The 18,134-nt window shown below is 33.0% G+C and carries 16 protein-coding genes, 1 rRNA gene and 1 pseudogene; 7 read left to right on the forward strand and 11 right to left on the reverse strand.

Features of this window, described 5'->3' with window-relative positions:
• Window positions 1–107 (reverse strand): 16S ribosomal RNA (locus tag IAI10_RS08700); the annotation flags it as partial.
• 652 nt (window positions 108–759) lie between these two features.
• A complete protein-coding gene (locus IAI10_RS08705; RefSeq protein WP_315672917.1) occupies window positions 760–1,731 on the reverse strand; it encodes a GNAT family N-acetyltransferase in 972 nt (323 codons plus the stop codon).
• Window positions 1,732–2,351: 620 nt separating this feature from the next.
• Between IAI10_RS08705 and IAI10_RS08710 the strand changes: the two genes are divergently transcribed.
• Window positions 2,352–3,095, forward strand: coding sequence for an NAD-dependent protein deacylase (locus tag IAI10_RS08710; protein ID WP_315672918.1), 744 nt, complete (start codon window positions 2,352–2,354; stop codon window positions 3,093–3,095).
• 123 nt (window positions 3,096–3,218) lie between these two features.
• Window positions 3,219–3,641 carry a hypothetical protein gene (locus tag IAI10_RS08715; RefSeq protein WP_315672919.1) on the forward strand — a complete coding sequence of 141 codons (423 nt, stop codon included), beginning with the start codon at window positions 3,219–3,221 and terminating at the stop codon, window positions 3,639–3,641.
• Between the two features lie 70 nt (window positions 3,642–3,711).
• Here IAI10_RS08715 and map read toward each other — a convergent pair.
• Window positions 3,712–4,563: pseudogene (map, locus tag IAI10_RS08720) on the reverse strand (type I methionyl aminopeptidase); the annotation flags it as partial.
• Between map and IAI10_RS24660 the strand changes: the two are divergent.
• Both IAI10_RS24660 and thrS read left to right on the forward strand, forming a co-directional pair.
• Window positions 4,538–4,594, forward strand: coding sequence for a hypothetical protein (locus IAI10_RS24660; RefSeq protein WP_396334361.1), 57 nt, complete (start codon window positions 4,538–4,540; stop codon window positions 4,592–4,594). The pseudogene map and the gene IAI10_RS24660 overlap by 26 nt on opposite strands.
• A 427-nt stretch (window positions 4,595–5,021) precedes the next feature.
• Complete coding sequence (gene thrS, locus IAI10_RS08725) at window positions 5,022–6,932, forward strand: threonine--tRNA ligase (RefSeq protein ID WP_315672921.1); 1,911 nt, start codon at window positions 5,022–5,024, stop codon at window positions 6,930–6,932.
• Window positions 6,933–6,964: 32 nt separating this feature from the next.
• On the opposite strand, the gene IAI10_RS08730 is transcribed toward thrS, so the two are convergent.
• Window positions 6,965–8,518 carry an ABC-F family ATP-binding cassette domain-containing protein gene (locus IAI10_RS08730; protein WP_315672922.1) on the reverse strand — a complete coding sequence of 518 codons (1,554 nt, stop codon included), beginning with the start codon at window positions 8,516–8,518 and terminating at the stop codon, window positions 6,965–6,967.
• Window positions 8,519–8,752: 234 nt separating this feature from the next.
• On the opposite strand from IAI10_RS08730, the gene IAI10_RS08735 reads away from it, so the two are divergent.
• A complete protein-coding gene (locus IAI10_RS08735; RefSeq protein ID WP_315672923.1) occupies window positions 8,753–9,928 on the forward strand; it encodes a class I SAM-dependent rRNA methyltransferase in 1,176 nt (391 codons plus the stop codon).
• A 59-nt stretch (window positions 9,929–9,987) separates the two neighbouring features.
• Here IAI10_RS08735 and IAI10_RS08740 read toward each other — a convergent pair whose 3' ends face one another.
• The 7 genes from IAI10_RS08740 to IAI10_RS08770 form a co-directional block, all read right to left on the reverse strand.
• A complete protein-coding gene (locus IAI10_RS08740; protein ID WP_315672924.1) occupies window positions 9,988–10,443 on the reverse strand; it encodes a hypothetical protein in 456 nt (151 codons plus the stop codon).
• A 28-nt stretch (window positions 10,444–10,471) separates the two neighbouring features.
• Window positions 10,472–10,657, reverse strand: a complete 186-nt coding sequence (locus IAI10_RS08745; protein ID WP_315672925.1) for a hypothetical protein — start codon at window positions 10,655–10,657, stop codon at window positions 10,472–10,474.
• 14 nt (window positions 10,658–10,671) lie between these two features.
• The gene (locus IAI10_RS08750) at window positions 10,672–11,379 is read right to left on the reverse strand and encodes a 2-phosphosulfolactate phosphatase family protein (protein ID WP_315672926.1); all 708 of its coding nucleotides are present in this window, start codon (window positions 11,377–11,379) and stop codon (window positions 10,672–10,674) included.
• Between the two features lies 1 nt (window position 11,380).
• Window positions 11,381–12,322, reverse strand: coding sequence for a helix-turn-helix domain-containing protein (locus tag IAI10_RS08755; RefSeq protein ID WP_315672927.1), 942 nt, complete (start codon window positions 12,320–12,322; stop codon window positions 11,381–11,383).
• 224 nt (window positions 12,323–12,546) lie between these two features.
• Window positions 12,547–13,644 carry a sn-glycerol-3-phosphate ABC transporter ATP-binding protein UgpC gene (locus IAI10_RS08760; protein WP_315672928.1) on the reverse strand — a complete coding sequence of 366 codons (1,098 nt, stop codon included), beginning with the start codon at window positions 13,642–13,644 and terminating at the stop codon, window positions 12,547–12,549.
• Between the two features lie 92 nt (window positions 13,645–13,736).
• Window positions 13,737–14,666 (reverse strand): TIGR01212 family radical SAM protein, encoded by a 930-nt coding sequence (locus IAI10_RS08765; protein ID WP_315672929.1) that lies wholly within the window; start codon window positions 14,664–14,666, stop codon window positions 13,737–13,739.
• Between the two features lie 123 nt (window positions 14,667–14,789).
• Window positions 14,790–15,890 (reverse strand): hypothetical protein, encoded by a 1,101-nt coding sequence (locus IAI10_RS08770; RefSeq protein ID WP_315672930.1) that lies wholly within the window; start codon window positions 15,888–15,890, stop codon window positions 14,790–14,792.
• A gap of 138 nt (window positions 15,891–16,028) precedes the next feature.
• On the opposite strand from IAI10_RS08770, the gene IAI10_RS08775 reads away from it, so the two are divergent.
• Entirely contained in the window at window positions 16,029–17,090 is a 1,062-nt protein-coding gene (locus IAI10_RS08775; protein WP_315672931.1) for a transporter, read from the forward strand.
• Window positions 17,091–17,199: 109 nt separating this feature from the next.
• Window positions 17,200–18,120: a radical SAM protein gene (locus tag IAI10_RS08780; protein WP_315672932.1), complete on the forward strand. Its 921-nt coding sequence runs from the start codon at window positions 17,200–17,202 to the stop codon at window positions 18,118–18,120.
• The last annotated feature ends 14 nt before the right edge of the window (window positions 18,121–18,134 follow it).

Consider the following 18,134-nt stretch of genomic DNA (forward strand, 5'->3'; position numbering starts at 1 on the left):
GTGTTACTCACCCGTCCGCCGCTAGGAACCGAAGTTCCTCGCTCGACTTGCATGTGTTAGGCACGCCGCCAGCGTTCGTCCTGAGCCAGGATCAAACTCTCAATTTAAAAAGTTTGAATTGCTCATTACTAATTGTACTAATCTCTTTCGAGATTCGCTGGATTTACTTTATATCAAAGAATTGATATTTTTCCTTCTGTTCAATTTTCAAAGACCTTGCTGCATTCATACAGCTTTTATATATTATCATTTTACCGATAATCTGTCAACAATTTTTTTCAAGTTTTTTTATTGATTTAGTATTTTCTACTTTTGAATTTTTATACTTGTCAGTTGCGACTTAGATATAGTATCACGGTTTAATATATTCTCCATATTTATTATAGTTTATATATTTTAACTAATCTCTTTATACTTTCTTTTTCTATCTTTTTCGCCATTTTTAACATATTGATACACCAGGTTGGGTTTATAAAGATTTGCTGAAAATTCTACGTTTTTGAAACGGGACAGTCAATCACCTTATGCAGTATCTAGGGTTATTGACTGTCCCGAAGAGTACTGAACTAATTAGCTTTTAAAGAAGAGAAGTTATTCCCTTCTTCAGTCTTAAAAGAAAATCTGTTTCAGAAAACACCGGGACAGGTCTTCGCTCCAAAGCCTTAACTTCTTGTAAATACCTGTCTCGGTTAAAAATCAAATATTAATTTTCACGATCATCTAAAACTTTCTTCATTTCGCAGTACTCTTATTATAAAACTATATTCTATCTAAGTACTTACTGTATCCTATAATTCTTTCATCAATCCTTCTATGAAAGCTGTACGTGTAATTCTGAAAATATTTTCCCCAAAATCTTAACGCATTGGGGTTTAAGGTTTCACAATCTACGCCTAAATGACATATACCTTCTGACTTAAGTACTTCACATATATAATTCAATAAATTTGCAGCAATTTCATTATTGCGATATTCTTTCATAAAATAGGCACCGCATATGCTTCTCATGGATTTATTCTCAGTAATAAAATTTTCACCTTCATCGCCAACTTCAATATAGCCAATAATTTCATTATTTTCTTTGGCAACAAAGATTCGCCTTTCATCATTATTAAGCCATTCCTCAATTGTACTTATACGAGTTAGTAAAAAAATAGGTCCTTTGCTTAAATGTTTTGCTAACTCTACTTTTAATAATCTGATGTCCCTATATTTACCTCTCTCTAATTCTGAAAAGGAAATATTATCAAATTTCATATGCATATACGTATTAACCTTCAAATCTCTTATTGCGTCACTACATCGGATTCCAAATCCATTCATAACAAATGACTTTGCAATTTCTTCATCATGGGCATATATACATATGGCCATACTACATATTTCATCTTTTATTAATTCTTCTGATACTTTTTCAAATAATAATGAAGCCATCTTGTTTCTATCATTCCCAGTAAATGCGCTTCCACCCAGAGGTGAAAAAGCTCCCTTTACTTCACCGAAAAAGCCATCCCATGGTCCATAAAAGCACAAATATCCTATTAATTTTCCTTTTTCAAGTGCCATTATGCCATATTTGGCTTGAAAAAGATTTTCAATTAACTCTTGTAATTTTTCTTTATAATTACTTTTTATTAATTGTCCACATTTTGTGCATTCTCTATCATATTCCGTCATAGCTAATGCAACTGCTTCACTCACATAATTTGAATCTACCTTTATAAACTCCATTTAATCCTCCTCAATTTTTCTTGGAGGGTTACTTCTCTTTTCCCTCCAAATTATTAGTAAAAAATTTTTCTGTTTTCATAATAATCTAATCACCCTTTCTTATTTCAATATTTAATCTTAATGGTAAAATCATTCATATTTATAACTTTTTACATCAATATAGTATCATAATAATATTTACATTGCCAATTAAAAAAGATTAAAGTCCAAGATGAAACTAGAAATCTTGATATCGCGATAACTAGCTATCTTGATGTTTTCATTTTTTATTATTTGTGCCATAATAAAACCATTGGTTCTGTTTAGCTCAGTGTTGATTTTTACACTGAGTTAAAACATTCCTTTAGTGCGGTAGGCTATGTTTAAAAAGTGGGGGATATTATCTTTGGAGTTCTAGAAACTCTTAGGAATTGTGAATTATAATTAGCGTAATTTTGCCCAGGACGGGCAAAGCAATTTTAGCGCCATGGATGGCGCAATAAAATTGGTAGCCAATTATAACAAAGCGGCCCTTAGAGTTACTTACATGGGTTCTGAAAGAAACCATGCTAGACGAAAAACGCCTTTATCAACATTCTTTTAAAACACAGCCAAACCATTAAATATTGGGAGATGATTTCATGAGTGGTGAAATAGAAAAATTAACTCAGATTTTAAAAGACAGCAGCAATATAGTCTTTTTTGGAGGTGCGGGCATTAGTACTGAATCAGGAATTCCAGATTTCAGGAGTTCAAAAGGATTGTTTAATGAAAAATTGAATATTACTTTCTCTCCAGAGCAATTAGTATCCCATTCATTTTATGTTAGATATCCAGAAGAATTTTATAAATTTTATAAATCAAAGCTCATATACCCTAATGCCACACCTAATGGTGGGCACTTAGCTTTAGCCAAACTTGAAGGAATGGGAAAATTAAAGGCTATAATAACTCAAAATATAGACGGACTTCATCAGCTGGCAGGAAGTAAAAATGTCTTCGAGCTTCATGGCTCTGTTCATAGAAATTATTGCGTTAAATGTCATGCATTTTATGATTCAGACTTTATTTTATCCGCTAAAGAGGTTCCAACTTGTACTAAATGTGGCGGAACCATCAAGCCAGACGTGGTGCTTTATGAAGAGAATTTAGATGAAGAGGTTATTAATGGAGCTGTAAAAGCAATTGCTAAAGCTGATACACTGATTATCGGCGGAACTTCTCTTGTGGTTTACCCTGCTGCTGGGCTTATAAATTATTTTAATGGCAAAAATCTTATACTTATAAATAAAAGTGCTACTTCTGCAGATTCAAAAGCAGATTTAGTCATTAATGATTCTTTTGGCAAGGTTATGAGTGAAGCTGTAAATGCTATTACAGCCTAAGTTTAATAATTAGCCTTCCTCTATTATCATTAATATTTTTATGTATATGTTTTATTTTTCATCATATTTTTCTATCCTAATAAATACAATAGTAATAAATCTGTATTGTAGGAGATGGACTTATTGCTTATTCTCTTTTTATTGGCAGTCATCGCTGCTGCAGGCGAATATATATTTTTTACCCAGCGAATGGAGACTCAAAAGAGAACTGTAATGCTGCTTACCAAACAAAATGAAACCCTGAGGAGTAAGAGCAATAAACAGGCAAATTATTTTTCAACAGTTAATATAGCTTATTCTCTTCCTCGATACCCTAATGGATATACCACAGAAAATTGTTATATATACCTTAGTCCTCTAGAAAATGCGCCTATAGTATTTCAATGCGTAAAACCAGTAAGAGTATCTATAACAGACTGCGCAGAGATATTAAATACTACCTGGTATCTAGTGTCTTTACAAATTAATAACAGCTATATCAAGGGCTGGATGAAAGATTCTAATATTAAATTTGTAGTTGACGAAGCAGCTAGTTCATCACAGTAAAACAAAATGAAAAATAAAAATGCTGAACAAGACTTATAATATAAATCTTATTCAGCATTTTTTATGCATACTAAACTATTATCTCCAACCCATTTTCAGTCATTACTACTGTGTGTTCCCACTGTGCTGATAGTCCGCCGTCTCTAGTTACAACTGTCCAGTCGTCATCTAGAACCTTTACGTTATAGGTTCCTTCATTTATCATAGGTTCAATTGTAAATACAAGACCTGGTGCCAATAGCATACCTTTGCCATATCTAGCATAATGATCTACATGGGGATCTTCATGAAATTTTCTTCCTAGACCATGACCACCGTAATCTCTTACTACAGAAAATCCATTTTCCTTAGCATAAGGTTCTATAGCTCTTCCTATATCTAAAAGTGCTCCATAAGGCTTAGCTGCTTCTATACCCTTATAAAGGCATTCCTTTGCTACATCAACAATCTTTGAAGCCGTTTCACTGACCTCACCAATCTTATACATTCTGCTGGCATCTGAATAGTATCCGTCTACTATACTTGTTACATCTATATTGACAATATCTCCGCTCTTTAATACGGTATTTGGATCTGGTATACCATGGCAAACCACATTATTTATAGAGGTACATACGCTCTTAGGGAACCCTTGATAATTAAGAGTTGCTGGGATAGCACCATGGGATATTGTATACTCATGTACCCAGGTATTTATCTCTTCTGTAGTGACCCCTTCCTTTATTTTTTCTCCTACCATATCCAGTATTCCTTTTGTAACTACAGCGCTCTTTTTTATTTTTTCTATTTCTTCAGGAGTCTTTAATGACTTAGGATGAGGAATCAAAAATCCCTTTTCTTCATACTGATATAATTTCATGTCTTCCTCCATGTGACATTTTTTATATTTCTTACCGCTGCCGCACCAGCATAGGTCATTTCTATTTAATCTTAGCATTGTAACACTTCCTTAAATTGTTCTTGAAATTATATTATACGTCTTCAAAAACAATTGTATCATATTTTTATTAATAATTCACAAAATTTTTCTATTGACAGCTTTTATTAATTGAACTACAATTTAGTAAAAATAAGTTTAGCAATGATGTGGAACAGTATTACAAGGTCATTGATTAAAGAGAGGATTTGTTACCAGCTGAAAGCTTATCCATCAATCTTGTGAGAAAACTACCCACTAGCTGTGGTTTAGTAGCCTCAATGGTAAAATACCACCGGTAATGCCGTTATATATGTCAAAGAGGAATTTATTTTCAATTTGGGTGGAACCGCGGATAGCAGACATTCGTCCCAGCATGGGGCTATGTCTGTTTTTTTTATTGCAAAAACTCGTTTATGCTTAAAGAGAACAATTTAAATTCATAATATGAAAGGATGATAAAAATGATTAAAGTATTGCTAAAAAATGAAGTGGAAAAAGAAATAGAAGATAACTCTTCAGCTTTTAGCCTTGCTGAAAAGCTTGGTAATAAGCTGGCTAAGGATGCCTTAGCTGCAGAAGTTAATGGGAAGGTAGTTGATTTAACCTACACTTTAAAAGACGGAGACCAAGTGAACATCCTTACTTTTGAGGACGAAAAAGGTAAAGATGCCCTAAGGCATACTACATCTCATATATTAGCTCAGGCTATTAAAAGATTATATCCATCCGCTAAACTCGCTATAGGTCCTGCTATAGAAAATGGATTCTATTATGATATAGAATGTGAACATGTATTTACTGCTGAAGATTTTGATAAAATTGAGCAGGAAATGATGAAAATAGTAAAAGAAGATTTAAAAGTAGAGAGATTTGAACTTTCCAGAGAAGAAGCCCTAAAGTTCATGAAGGAAAAAAATGAAGATTACAAGGTTGAGCTTATAAATGATTTACCAGAAGATGCTGTTCTTTCCTTCTACAAGCAGGGTGAATTTACAGATTTATGTGCCGGACCTCATATTCCGTCAACTAAGTATGTGAAAGCTGTTAAATTAATGAGTGTTGCAGGAGCCTATTGGAGAGGAGACAGCAATAATAAAACTCTTCAAAGAATATATGGAACTTCATTTCCTCAGAAAAAGCTTTTGGATGAATATTTGCAAAGATTAGAGGAAGCTAAAAAGAGAGATCATAGAAAGCTTGGTAAAGAATTAAAGCTCTTTGCTCTTATGGACGAAGGTCCTGGATTTCCTTTCTTCCTTCCAAAGGGAGTAACCTTAAAAAATGAACTAGCAAAATACTGGAGAGAGCTTCACAAGAAATATGATTATGTAGAGATTGAAACTCCTCTAATATTAAACAAAAAGCTTTGGGAAACTTCCGGTCATTGGTATCATTATAAAGAAAACATGTATACCCTTCAAATTGACGAAGAAGATTATGCAGTAAAACCAATGAACTGCCCTGGCTGTATGCTTGTATACAAAAATGAAATACATTCCTATAGAGAATTCCCTATTAGAATGGCTGAAATGGGTAAGGTTCACAGACATGAGCTTTCTGGTGCTCTTCATGGACTTATGAGAGTTAGAGCGTTCACTCAAGATGATGCTCATATATTCATACTGCCAGATCAAATAAAGGATGAAGTAATTGGTGTAATGAATTTAATCAATGAAATCTACACTCGCTTCGGTTTTAAATATACTGTGGAATTATCTACTAGACCTGAGGATTCCATGGGCAGTGATGAGGATTGGCAAAATGCTGAAAGTTCTCTTAAGGGAGCTTTAGATGCCAGCGGTGTGCCTTATAAGATAAACCCTGGAGACGGTGCTTTCTACGGTCCTAAGATAGATTTCCACCTTGTAGACAGTATAGGCAGACAGTGGCAATGCGGAACTATACAGCTTGACTTCCAGCTTCCTCAAAGATTTGAGCTTACTTATGTAGGCAAGGATGGAGAAAAACATCAGCCTATAGTTATACATCGTGCAATTTTAGGAAGCATAGAAAGATTTATAGGAATATTAACTGAACATTTTGAAGGCAAGTTCCCAACTTGGCTTGCACCTACTCAGGTTAAAATATTACCTATTTCAGATAAATTCTATGATTATGCAAAAAAGGTAGAAGATCAGCTTAAAGCTGAAGGCATAAGAGTTGAAACTGACTACAGAGCTGAAAAAATAGGTTACAAGATCAGAGAAGGACGTAATGAAAGAGTTCCTTACCTATTTATTGTAGGTGAAAAGGAAGAGTCTGAGGGTACTGTATCTATAAGAAGCAGAGAAAACGGAGAAGAAGGCAGTTCCAATTTGGATGAAATAATTTCAAAGATAAAGTCTGAAATAGCAAACAGATCCCTAGTATAACAAAAACGTGGCTTTACGCCACGTTTTTTTCATCAGCTATTAAGTCTGAAGCCTTCGCAGTTCCATATGTCTGTTACTACATCCTGATAAAATTCAGGTTCATGGCATACTAAAAGCACACTTCCCTTATATTCTCTTATAGCTCTTTTAAGCTCATCTTTAGCATCCACATCTAAATGGTTAGTAGGCTCGTCTAGTATCAATATATTGGTTTCTTTATTTATGAGCTTACATAGTCTAACCTTAGCCTGCTCCCCTCCACTTAGCACAAGCATCTTGCTTTCTATGTGCTTTGTAGTAAGTCCGCATTTTGCAAGAGCTGCTCTTACTTCATACTGAGTAAAGGAAGGGAACTCCTGCCATAGCTCTTCTATACAGGTATTGTAATTAGCTTGCTTTATCTCTTGTTGGAAATAGCCTACATATTGATAATCGCCTTTTTCCACTTCACCGGAAATTGGTTTAATAATTCCCATCAAGCTTTTCAAAAGTGTAGTCTTTCCTATACCGTTAGCTCCTACTAAAGCTACTTTTTGTCCTCTTTCCATTCTCAAATTTAATGAATTAGTAAGAGGCTTATCATAGCCTATAACTAAATCTTTAGTTTCAAATATTACCTTTCCTGAAGTTCTAGCTTCCTTAAAGTTAAACTCAGGTTTTATTCTATCCTTTGGAAGCTCTATTCTTTCCATTTTATCTAAAACCTTTTGTCGGGATTTAGCCATATTGGTAGTAGCAACTCTAGCTTTGTTTCTAGCTATGAAATCTTCAAGCTTTGCTATCTCCTGCTGCTGTCTTTCGTAAGCTGCCTCTACCTGCTTTCTTGTAGCTTCATATTGCTTTTCAAAATTATTATAGTCTCCTACATATCTATTAAGCTTTTTATTCTCTACATGGTATATAAGATTGATAACACTATTTAAAAATGGTATGTCGTGAGATATTAATATAAATGCATTATCATAGTTTTGAAGAAATCTTTTTAGCCATTCCACATGCTTTTCATCTAAATAGTTAGTAGGCTCATCCAAAAGAAGAATATCTGGATTTTCTAAAAGCAGCTTAGCCAAAAGAATTTTTGTTCTTTGTCCCCCGCTTAGATCATCCACATCTTTATCAAGTCCTATATCCTTTATGCCAAGACCTGAAGCCACCTCTTCTATTTTTATATCTATCACATAAAAGCCGCTGTTATCAAGTATATCCTGTATTGTTCCCATATCTTCTAGAAGCTTTTCAAGCTCAGTCTCGGAAGCCTCTGCCATCTTATCAGTTATCTTAAGCATTTCCTCTTCTAAATCATAAAGATATTTAAAAGCATCCCTTAGCACATCTCTTACGGTTTTTCCTTTTTCTAATTGAGTGTGCTGATCCATATAGCCAACTCTCACTCTGCTTGCCCATTCAATCTTGCCTTCATCTGGAGTCAGCTTGCCAGTTATCATATTCATGAAGGTGGATTTACCTTCCCCGTTGGCACCTATAAGACCAACATGCTCACCCTTAAGAAGTCTAAAGGAAACATCTTCAAAAATAGCCCTGTCTCCAAAACCATAGCTTATATTTTTAACTGTTAATATACTCATATCCATCTCCCATAACATCTATAATTTTTCACTTTAATTACACAATCTGATTTATATTTTAAAGCAAGCAAGTCCCCCATGTCAAAGTATATTTTATCTAAAATTGTTATAGAATATTTATAAATTATGTAATACAATAGATATGATTTATAAATGGATATTTTGCATATTGAGGAAATATGTAATTTAATACTAAATATAAAGATATACATATTTTGAGGAGGTCTATTTTACATGGCTGCAAAGTTCTATCTATATAAGGGTAAAGGAAAGAAAGCAGAGAACGGACACAATTGGATATATACTGATGAAATAGAGCAATATGATGGTGACTACGTTAACGGAGATATAGTAGAAATCTATAATTTCAGAAACGAATTTATAGGAAAGGGCTATATTAACGATGCATCTAAGATAGCTATAAGAATAATGACTCGTGATATAAATGAAGAAATCGATGAAGAATTTTTTAAGAAAAGATTAAAGGCTGCCTGGGATTATAGAAAAAAGGTTATAGATACCTCCAGCTGCCGTTTTATATTTGGAGAAGCAGATTTTCTTCCAGGTATAATAATAGATAAATTTGAGGATTATTATGTTATTCAGTCTCTGGCACTTGGCATAGATAGATATAAATCCATCATTGTAGATATTCTTGTAAAAGAGTATGCTGCCAAAGGAGTATATGAGAGAAGTGATGCAAATGTTAGGGAGCTTGAAGGCATGGAGCTTAAAACTGGTTTTCTGACAGAACCTTTCGATACTATGGTTCAAATAGTAGAAAATGGAGTTAAATACTATGTGGATATAGAAAAGGGACAGAAGACAGGTTTCTTTTTGGATCAGAAGGAAAATAGAAAAGCCATACATAAAATATGCAAGGATGCAGAGGTATTAGATTGCTTTACTCACACTGGTTCCTTTGCTTTAAATGCTGCCATTTCAGGAGCAAAAAGCGTCCTAGGAATAGATGTATCTCAACATGCAGTTGATTTCGCTACAAAGAATGCGGAGTTAAATGGCTTATCAGACATTGCTAAATTTGAATGTCACAATGCCTTCGACGTACTTCCGCGCTGGTCTAAGGAAGATAGACAATTTGATGTAGTTATTCTGGATCCTCCGGCCTTTACTAAATCCAGAGATGCAGTTAAGGGAGCCATAAGAGGTTATAAGGAGATAAATTTAAGAGGTCTTAAAATGGTAAGATCCGGCGGCTATTTAGTAACTGCCTCCTGCTCACATTTTATGACTCCTGAGCTTTTTTCAAAAACTATAGCAGATGCAGCTCACGATGCTAGAAGGACATTAAGACAGGTGGAATTTAAAACTCAGGCCCCTGATCATCCTATTTTATGGACTTCAGATGAATCCTATTATTTAAAGTTCTATATATTCCAGGTTATATAAAAAGTGGCACAGGCCACTTTTTTTAATTGCAAATTATAAATCCTTTAAAGCAAGCAATACTATGCAAGTTTAATACTCTTCAGTATTTCTTCAAACGCACCTATACTTGCTGCTATATCCTTTTCTTCTGTATTCATATATACATGTAGTTTATCTCCTTTTAGAGCCAAACTTCCTGCAATCTGATACCAGCATTTATTGCTCTCCTCCGATGCCGGTAAAGTGCATTTTAATACATAGGCTTTTCCTATGCCATCCATCCCCTCTATATTCCAGCACTCTATTATTTCGCAGTGATTATGCAAGGAACTTATTTTCTCTAAATATAGTATATCCTTACCCTTTAAGGTGAATTTAACGGCTCGCTCTGCTCTATTATCATTACTAATTTCTAATCCTCTAGGTAATTCTATGCTATACTTTTGCTTACCTAAAGAAAACTCATAGGTTCTATGATTGCTGAATTGATTGCTTATAAGCATAATAAAAAATAGCATGCTGCTGATAACCTTCATATTATCATCACCTCATGCTATAGCATTCTCACTTAGTATTATTTTTATTCCACTCTTTCTCAGTATCAATTTGCTTTAATACATGATATAGGCTTCTTTGTAAATCTTCCATAGACTCGTCTATTGCGTGTTTCACTGCAATCTTGATTACAAAATATACTGCACCAACTATTACAGCTAAATAAATAATCAAAAAAATAATTGATATACCCATATTATATTCCTACCTTAATCACTTAATATTATTTCCCCTTGCAAGTAAGGCACCACGTCAGTTATATCCTTTTGAATACAGTAATTTAAATCCTCCTCAAGTCCCAGGGATTTAATTACATTAAAATGGTTAGCATCCTTTATAAAGCTTAATATATCTTCATGCTGCTTATATATGTGCTTTGCAGTAAAAGCTATGTCCGTTAATTTTATTTTTTCTTGTTTTGTCATGCACTCTATGATATATCCGCTGCAGATAAAATCATCCATAGAAAATTGTCCATAGGTTCCAGCATTCACTATGACTACATCCCTGTCATATTTCGATGCTGCTTCTGAGCAAGCCTTGGCATTTAATAAACAACCGATTAAAATTTTATGAGCAGCTTTGCATTCATTTATAGCTCTTGTTCCATTAGTGGTAGTCATGATAAGTTCTTTATTTTTAATTATATCAGAAGTGTATTCTAAAGGCGAGTTAGAGCAATCAAAGCCTTCTATTTTAACAGCCTTTCTTTCTCCGCCCAATATGCATCCCTTTTTATCTTTTGCTATTTCTAAAGCCCTTTCTACTGTAAGTACAGGTATTACATTTTTGCAGCCATTCATAAAGGCAGTAGTTATAACAGAAGTAGCTCTAAGCATATCAATCACAATAACTACCTTATCCCGAATTTTGCTTTCCTTTATATCATCTGCAGATATAATTATATCAGCGTTCATATTATCTTTTTTCCTTCCATACTAAAAAGGCTATTATAAATATAGTGGCTTGTTTAAAATTTCTTATGTCATATCCTGTGTCCTTGTTTATTTTATCCAGTCTATATATTAATGTATTTCTATGAATATATAATTTTCTAGAAGCGTCGCTTATGTTTAAACCGCTGCTTACAAATTCTTCTATGGTATTTATCATTTCATTATCAAATACGCCAAACTTCTCTTTAAATTCTTCAAAGAGCTCTGTCTTCACTCTTTCATTAATATTGTAAACAAGCTTTTCGAAAATCATATTATTATAGTCATATATTTCGCCTTTTATGCCAAATTTTTTTCCTAAAACCATGCATTCCTTTGCATCTTCGTAAGCTTTCTTTATTCCTTCAGCGCTATAAGCTACTTCAGAAAAGCTCACATAGCATTTGCAATATAAATCCGATACTATTGATTCCTTTATACTGTTTGCATGTTCTATAATCTCTTCAAACTTTCCAAGTATAATAATATTATCTCCATATATTATACTTACTATATCTTGTTCATTATACAGCTGTTTAATAATATTTAGTGCTTCATACTTGCTTCCATCCACGTTAACAAGAAAAAGCACACAGCCATTTGGTATAAAAGGAAGGTTTCTGTCTAATCCTGTTATGCCTACTTCTTTGCCTTCTAGTATATCTATTAGGGACTGCTCTCTCAATGAAAATAGCTCTTTATATTTATTTTCAATGGAGTACTTTAAAATAGGTATACAGAGCTCATATTTCTTATCTAAGATAACATCTGCTTTACTTTTTCCTAATTTTACACGCAAAGAAATACTATTTCCTCTATCGGATGAATTATTGCCAAAATAAATCGTTCCATCTTCACCTATTAGATCAAAAATTATACCACTATTTTCACTTAAATCTTGTAAATAATTTTTAAAATTATACATTGCTATTCTCTCCAATGCTGTTAATTTACAAACAAAATAAATAATTAATACTACAACATCATAAAAATCATACAGTTTTTATAATACATATAAATTATACCAAGTTTTTGAAAAATGCGCTATAATATTAACAGCAAGAAACAACGACAAAAATCGTTACTCCTTGCTGTTATTATGATTATAAATTTCTAGAAATTAAATTTAAATCTATGCTTTATAAGCTACTAAATAACTGTTATTTCAGTTTCTTTATCAAAAACATGAATCTTTGTAGCATCTAAAGTTATTTTAAGCTTATCTCCTGGTTTAGCCTTTGAAGTACCATTAACTCTAGCAACTAAATTTCCTTTACCTTTTTGTAGATAAATATAAGTTTCTGCACCCATTAATTCAGTTACTTCAACAGTTGCTTCTACAAGTACGCTTTCACTGCCTACAGCTTCATCTATGTTTTCAGGTCTGATACCCATTATTATATCTTTTCCTACATATCCTTTTTCCTTAAGTGCAGCTGCTTTATCATCTGGAAGAGGAATAACGTCTTCTCCAAATGTAACTGAAACTTTTCCGTTTACTTCAGCTAGCTTTGCATCAAGGAAGTTCATCTGTGGGCTTCCTATGAATCCTGCTACGAATATGTTTGCTGGATGATCATATATATACTGTGGAGTATCTACCTGCTGAACAAGTCCATCTTTCATAACAACTATTCTGCTACCCATTGTCATAGCTTCTGTCTGGTCATGTGTAACATATATGAAAGTAGTTAATAATTTCTTATGAAGTTTTGATATCTCAGTTCTCATCTGAGCTCTCAACTTAGCATCCAAGTTTGATAAAGGTTCGTCAAGTAAGAATACCTTTGGTTCTCTTACTATAGCTCTTCCGAGCGCAACTCTTTGTCTCTGTCCACCAGAAAGAGCTTTTGGCTTTCTGTCTAAAAGATGCTCTATATCAAGTACTCTAGCAGCTTCTTTTACCTTCTTATCGATTTCATCTTTAGGTATTTTTCTAAGCTTAAGTCCGAATGCCATGTTATCATAAACACTCATATGTGGATACAAAGCGTAGTTCTGGAAAACCATGGCGATATCTCTGTCTTTAGGAGCTACATCATTAACTAGCTTATCTCCTATATAAAGTTCACCTTGTGATATTTCTTCTAGTCCAGCTATCATTCTTAGAGTAGTTGACTTACCACAGCCAGATGGTCCAACGAATACTACGAACTCCTTGTCCTCTATTTCAAGATTGAAGTCCTTTACAGCAGTTACATTACCAGTATATACTTTATAAATATGTCTTAATGATAAATTTGCCATTATATTCACCCCGAATTCATTATTTTTACTATCTTAATTTTAACGCTATGTAATGGTTTTATCTATACGTAAAAATCACAAAACTCTCAATATTAATTTGTATGAAAATCCAAACCTTGATACCAGTTGTTTTCAGACAATCGTTTATCTATTGAATTAAGCACTTCCCACTTTTTAAGACTCCATTCCGGTCCTACTAACAGCGCTCTTGGAGAATCTCCAGTGAGCCTATGCACAACTATGTCTTCCCTTAAAAGCTTTATGGCATCACATATTGTAGCTATATAATCCTCCATGCTCATAAGTTTAAGCCTTCCAGAATCATAAAAGTTCTCTAGTGGTGTGTCTTTCATCACATGCAGCAAGTGAAATTTGATTCCTTGAATATCGCGCTCTGATAAGTATTTCACTGTATTAAGCATATCTTTTTTCTCTTCATTAGGAAGTCCGAATATAGTATGCACAACCACATCTATGTTTGCTTTTCTCAACCTGCTCAGTGTTTTTTCAAACACTTCTAATTTGTATCCTCTATTAATTATATTTGCTACCTCATCATTTACTGTTTGAAGTCCAAGCTCTATCCATATATATACTTTTTTCTGCAATTCCTTTAAAAGTTCTATGATTTCATCGCTTATGCAATCTGGTCTTGTAGCTATAGCAAGCCCAACTACGTTTTCCTGCTTTATAGCCTCTTCATATTTTTTTCTAAGTATGCTCACATTTGCATAAGTGTTAGTATAGGCTTGAAAATAAGATATATATTTTCCTTCCTTCCACTTTTTATTCATCATGACTTTTATATCTTGAAATTGCTTAGTTATAGAAAAATCTCTGCAGCCTGCAAAGTCTCCTGAACCTCTTTCACTGCAAAATATGCAGCCTCCCCTGCTGATTTTGCCATCTCTATTGGGACATGAAAAACCTGCATCCAGAGATATTTTAAATATTTTTTCTCCAAACTTTTCCCTTAAAAAATAATTTAAACTATAATATCTTTTATCTCCCCACTGTTTCAAATTATCACTCCATGTCTGATTAGATAATGAATGTGTTTTAAATCAGTATAGAAATCGATATTGATTTAAAACAGAGTCAATATAATTCATTTTATCACAACACAGAGTGATAATAAAATATATCTATATTTTTTTAGCCTTCATTTCTTTTAAGCTAAGCTGCCATTTACCAATCTTATCTGCATTTCCTTTACCGGCATTTCCTCTATCTTTTACTTCAAAATTCAGCACTTCTTTATCGAAGGAGGAGAATAATACATCGAATTTATCTGATGAAAAATTTTTTTCAAAGTCATAATCACTTATTTCTCCAGTATCAGCATCATATAATCTTATTGCAGTGGCCTTACTGCTATTTTTAAATTGAACCACTATACTTTTTTCTTCTAAAGAAAAATTCATTAAATCAATTGATGAATTTTTAATAATATCTAGAGAGACTATCTCCTTGCCAATAGGAGGTTCCTTTATATTTACTGCAGATCCTCCAGAGGACCCTGAGCTTCCTCCAGCACTACCTCCTCCTCCAGAACTTCCTCCCTGCCCGGACTGAGACATACTTTCATCTATTTTAATCACTCCTAGATAGTTATCACCGGCATTGGTAGTTATGGCAATCTTCTCACCTGAATAATCAAAGCACATCATTCCAAATCTATCCTTTGGTACAAGTACCTTATTAAGTTTTGCCATATCCTCACTTGGATAAGCGTATTTTGGCAGTCCTCCCAAATCCATGACCAAATTATTTTTTACTTCATTTTTACTTCTTAACCTTATAGCATTATCTTCCACAAAAGCTTCTTTATTATTGTTGCTTTCTATATTAGTAATCTTATATTCATTTTTTACACTTTCAATTTTTATATTATAATCATCAAGTAAAGTTAACGGTTTATTGGAAACAGATTTTACAACTTTAACTTTGAACACTCCGCTCTTTCCTACTTCATTTATTTCCTCCGTCTTATAGCCCTGTATTTTCAAATCTGTGTTAGATGATGTTATTTTATTTTTAGCCAACTCATCTCCGTAAAACTTTTCAGCGCTTTTTTCGTCTCCGCTCTGAATAACCTTCATGTATGAATCTAATATATTAGCTGCTATTTTTATATCAAAATTTTCTTGACTTCCAGATTGGCTTTGTTCAGATTTTTCTGACTTACAGCCTGCTGTTCCTAAGCATAGTATTAAAAGTAATATTGCTGAAATAAATTTTTTCAAGTCAAACCACCTCCAACTTTCTTCAATTCTTTATTTAAAAACTAATTATATTTTTTCACAAAATTAAAAATTAATTTATAAAATCTTTATTACCACTATATATTTAAATATAGGGATATTTTAGGAGGTATTAATTCTATGAACAAATTATGGCAAATGCTACAAGTAAGCTCAGTTTTTATAGGTACCATAGTTGGAGCCGGACTAGCCTCAGGTAAAGAAATCTCACAATTTTTTACCTGCTATGGATATATAAGCTTTATTGGAATATTAATTTGTGGATTATTGTACATATTTTTATGTTCTATGTTTATAAAAATTTCACTTAAATATGATTTAAAATCCTATACTGAATTTATAAGGTTAATTAGTCCAGGCATACTAGGTGAAGCTATAGACTATATAACAGGATTTTTTTTAATAAGCGGCTGTGCAATAATACTTGCTGGCAGTGGTGCTCTCATAAACCAATACTTTGGAGTTTCTAAATGGCTTGGTATTCTTGTGATGTTAATTCCTACTATTGTAGTATTAATGCAAAATACAAAAGGTCTTGTTAGTGTAAATTCCATTATAGTTCCCTCCTTGGTCACAATAATCACAATTATTTTTGTTCTATATGTATTATTCTCTAAAGACAGCTTTAATATTTATACTTTAGTTTTAATTCCAAAATCAAAAAATTATTGGTTCTTTTTTACTTTACTATATACTGGTTTTAATATGCTAAGCTGCTCAGGAGTCATAGTCCCTTTATGCCATGAATATAAAAATAAGTTTACTTTAATAAGCGGAGTAACACTAGGCGCGGTGGTTCTGACTTTATTATGTCTAGCTATCAATTTTATGCTTCTCCTAAATGTACCCTATATATACAAATATGAAATCCCCTTATTATACATATCCAACCGGTTTGGAAAATCCATTCAAATACTGCTTCTTATAATAATTTGGATGGAAATGTTCTCTACTGTTATTTCTGATATATATAGCGTAGCTAAAGCTCTTGAAAGCTCAAATAGCCAAAGTAATTTATTTAAATTTTCATATAAGAAATCTATTTTTCTGGTAGCATTAATTGCACTGCCTATCTCGCAAATAGGTTTTTCAAATCTTATAAGCTTTTTATACCCAGGCTACGGTATCATAAGCTTGCTGTTTTTAATACAATGCACCTTTTTTTATCTAAAAAATTTTTAATTTTTTTGTCTATGCTTTAAGGTAAGCATGCATTTACACTTGAACAAAAAATACATAAGTAATATAATAAACAGCAGATTATTTGTAAATGTATAAGGGGATTAAGACTATGGATGATTTAATTTTGCTTAAAGGAAGCACTTTAGAAAATTGTAATTTGTGCCCACGAAACTGTGGTGTAAATAGACTAGCTGGAAAAAAAGGTTACTGCAAAGCATCCTATAAGCTTAAGGTTGCCAGGGCTGCTCTGCATCATTGGGAAGAACCCTGTATTTCTGGAAAAAAAGGCTCAGGTACAGTATTTTTTTCTAACTGCAATTTAAGATGTGTGTTTTGCCAAAATTATGAGATAAGTGAAGAAAGTGCTGGTACAGAAATTTCCATTGAAAGACTATCGGATATATTCCTTGAGCTTCAAGCTTCTGGAGCTAATAACATAAATTTGGTGACGCCTACTCATTATGTTCCTCAGATAGTTGCTGCTGTAAACATGTCCAAAGCAAGCGGCTTATTTATTCCTATATTATATAATTGCAGCGGATATGAGAATATTGAAACTATTAAGCTGCTTAAAGGAACAATAGATGTTTATCTCCCTGATTTAAAATATTACAGTAGTAAGTATTCTACTAAATATTCAAAGGCTCCTGATTATTTTTTAAAAGCTTCCGAGGCAATAAAAGAAATGGTTAATCAGGTTGGAAGTCCAAAGTTTGAAAACGGACTTATAAAAAAAGGTGTGATTGTAAGGCACTTGATGCTTCCAGGTTTGCTATTTGACTCTAAAAAAATAATAGATTTTCTATATAACACCTTTAAAGATGAGATATATATAAGTATAATGAATCAATACACTCCAATGGAAAACTGTAAATTATATCCTGAAATAAATAAAACTTTAAAACCTGAGCACTATGATGCATTAATAGATTACGCATTAAATTTAGGCGTAAAGAATGGATTTATTCAAGACGAAGGAACTCAATCAAAAGTATTCATTCCCAGCTTTAATTTGGATGGGGTTAATTAGATTAAAAGTAATAA

It is taken from the genome of Clostridium sp. 19966 (assembly GCF_032335695.1).
GTDB lineage: Bacteria > Bacillota > Clostridia > Clostridiales > Clostridiaceae > JACTOJ01.

Bases quoted from the DNA above. Each gene is read 5' to 3' on its own strand.
- IAI10_RS08740 (WP_315672924.1), bottom strand. From the start codon at position 10,443: ATGAAGGTTATCAGCAGCATGCTATTTTTTATTATGCTTATAAGCAAT.
- IAI10_RS08755 (WP_315672927.1), bottom strand. From the start codon at position 12,322: ATGTATAATTTTAAAAATTATTTACAAGATTTAAGTGAAAATAGTGGT.
- IAI10_RS08735 (WP_315672923.1), top strand. From the start codon at position 8,753: ATGGCTGCAAAGTTCTATCTATATAAGGGTAAAGGAAAGAAAGCAGAG.
- IAI10_RS08710 (WP_315672918.1), top strand. From the start codon at position 2,352: ATGAGTGGTGAAATAGAAAAATTAACTCAGATTTTAAAAGACAGCAGC.
- IAI10_RS08780 (WP_315672932.1), top strand. From the start codon at position 17,200: ATGGATGATTTAATTTTGCTTAAAGGAAGCACTTTAGAAAATTGTAAT.
- IAI10_RS08745 (WP_315672925.1), bottom strand. From the start codon at position 10,657: ATGGGTATATCAATTATTTTTTTGATTATTTATTTAGCTGTAATAGTT.
- IAI10_RS08730 (WP_315672922.1), bottom strand. From the start codon at position 8,518: ATGAGTATATTAACAGTTAAAAATATAAGCTATGGTTTTGGAGACAGG.
- IAI10_RS08705 (WP_315672917.1), bottom strand. From the start codon at position 1,731: ATGGAGTTTATAAAGGTAGATTCAAATTATGTGAGTGAAGCAGTTGCA.
- IAI10_RS08760 (WP_315672928.1), bottom strand. From the start codon at position 13,644: ATGGCAAATTTATCATTAAGACATATTTATAAAGTATATACTGGTAAT.
- IAI10_RS08750 (WP_315672926.1), bottom strand. From the start codon at position 11,379: ATGAACGCTGATATAATTATATCTGCAGATGATATAAAGGAAAGCAAA.
- thrS (WP_315672921.1), top strand. From the start codon at position 5,022: ATGATTAAAGTATTGCTAAAAAATGAAGTGGAAAAAGAAATAGAAGAT.
- IAI10_RS08775 (WP_315672931.1), top strand. From the start codon at position 16,029: ATGAACAAATTATGGCAAATGCTACAAGTAAGCTCAGTTTTTATAGGT.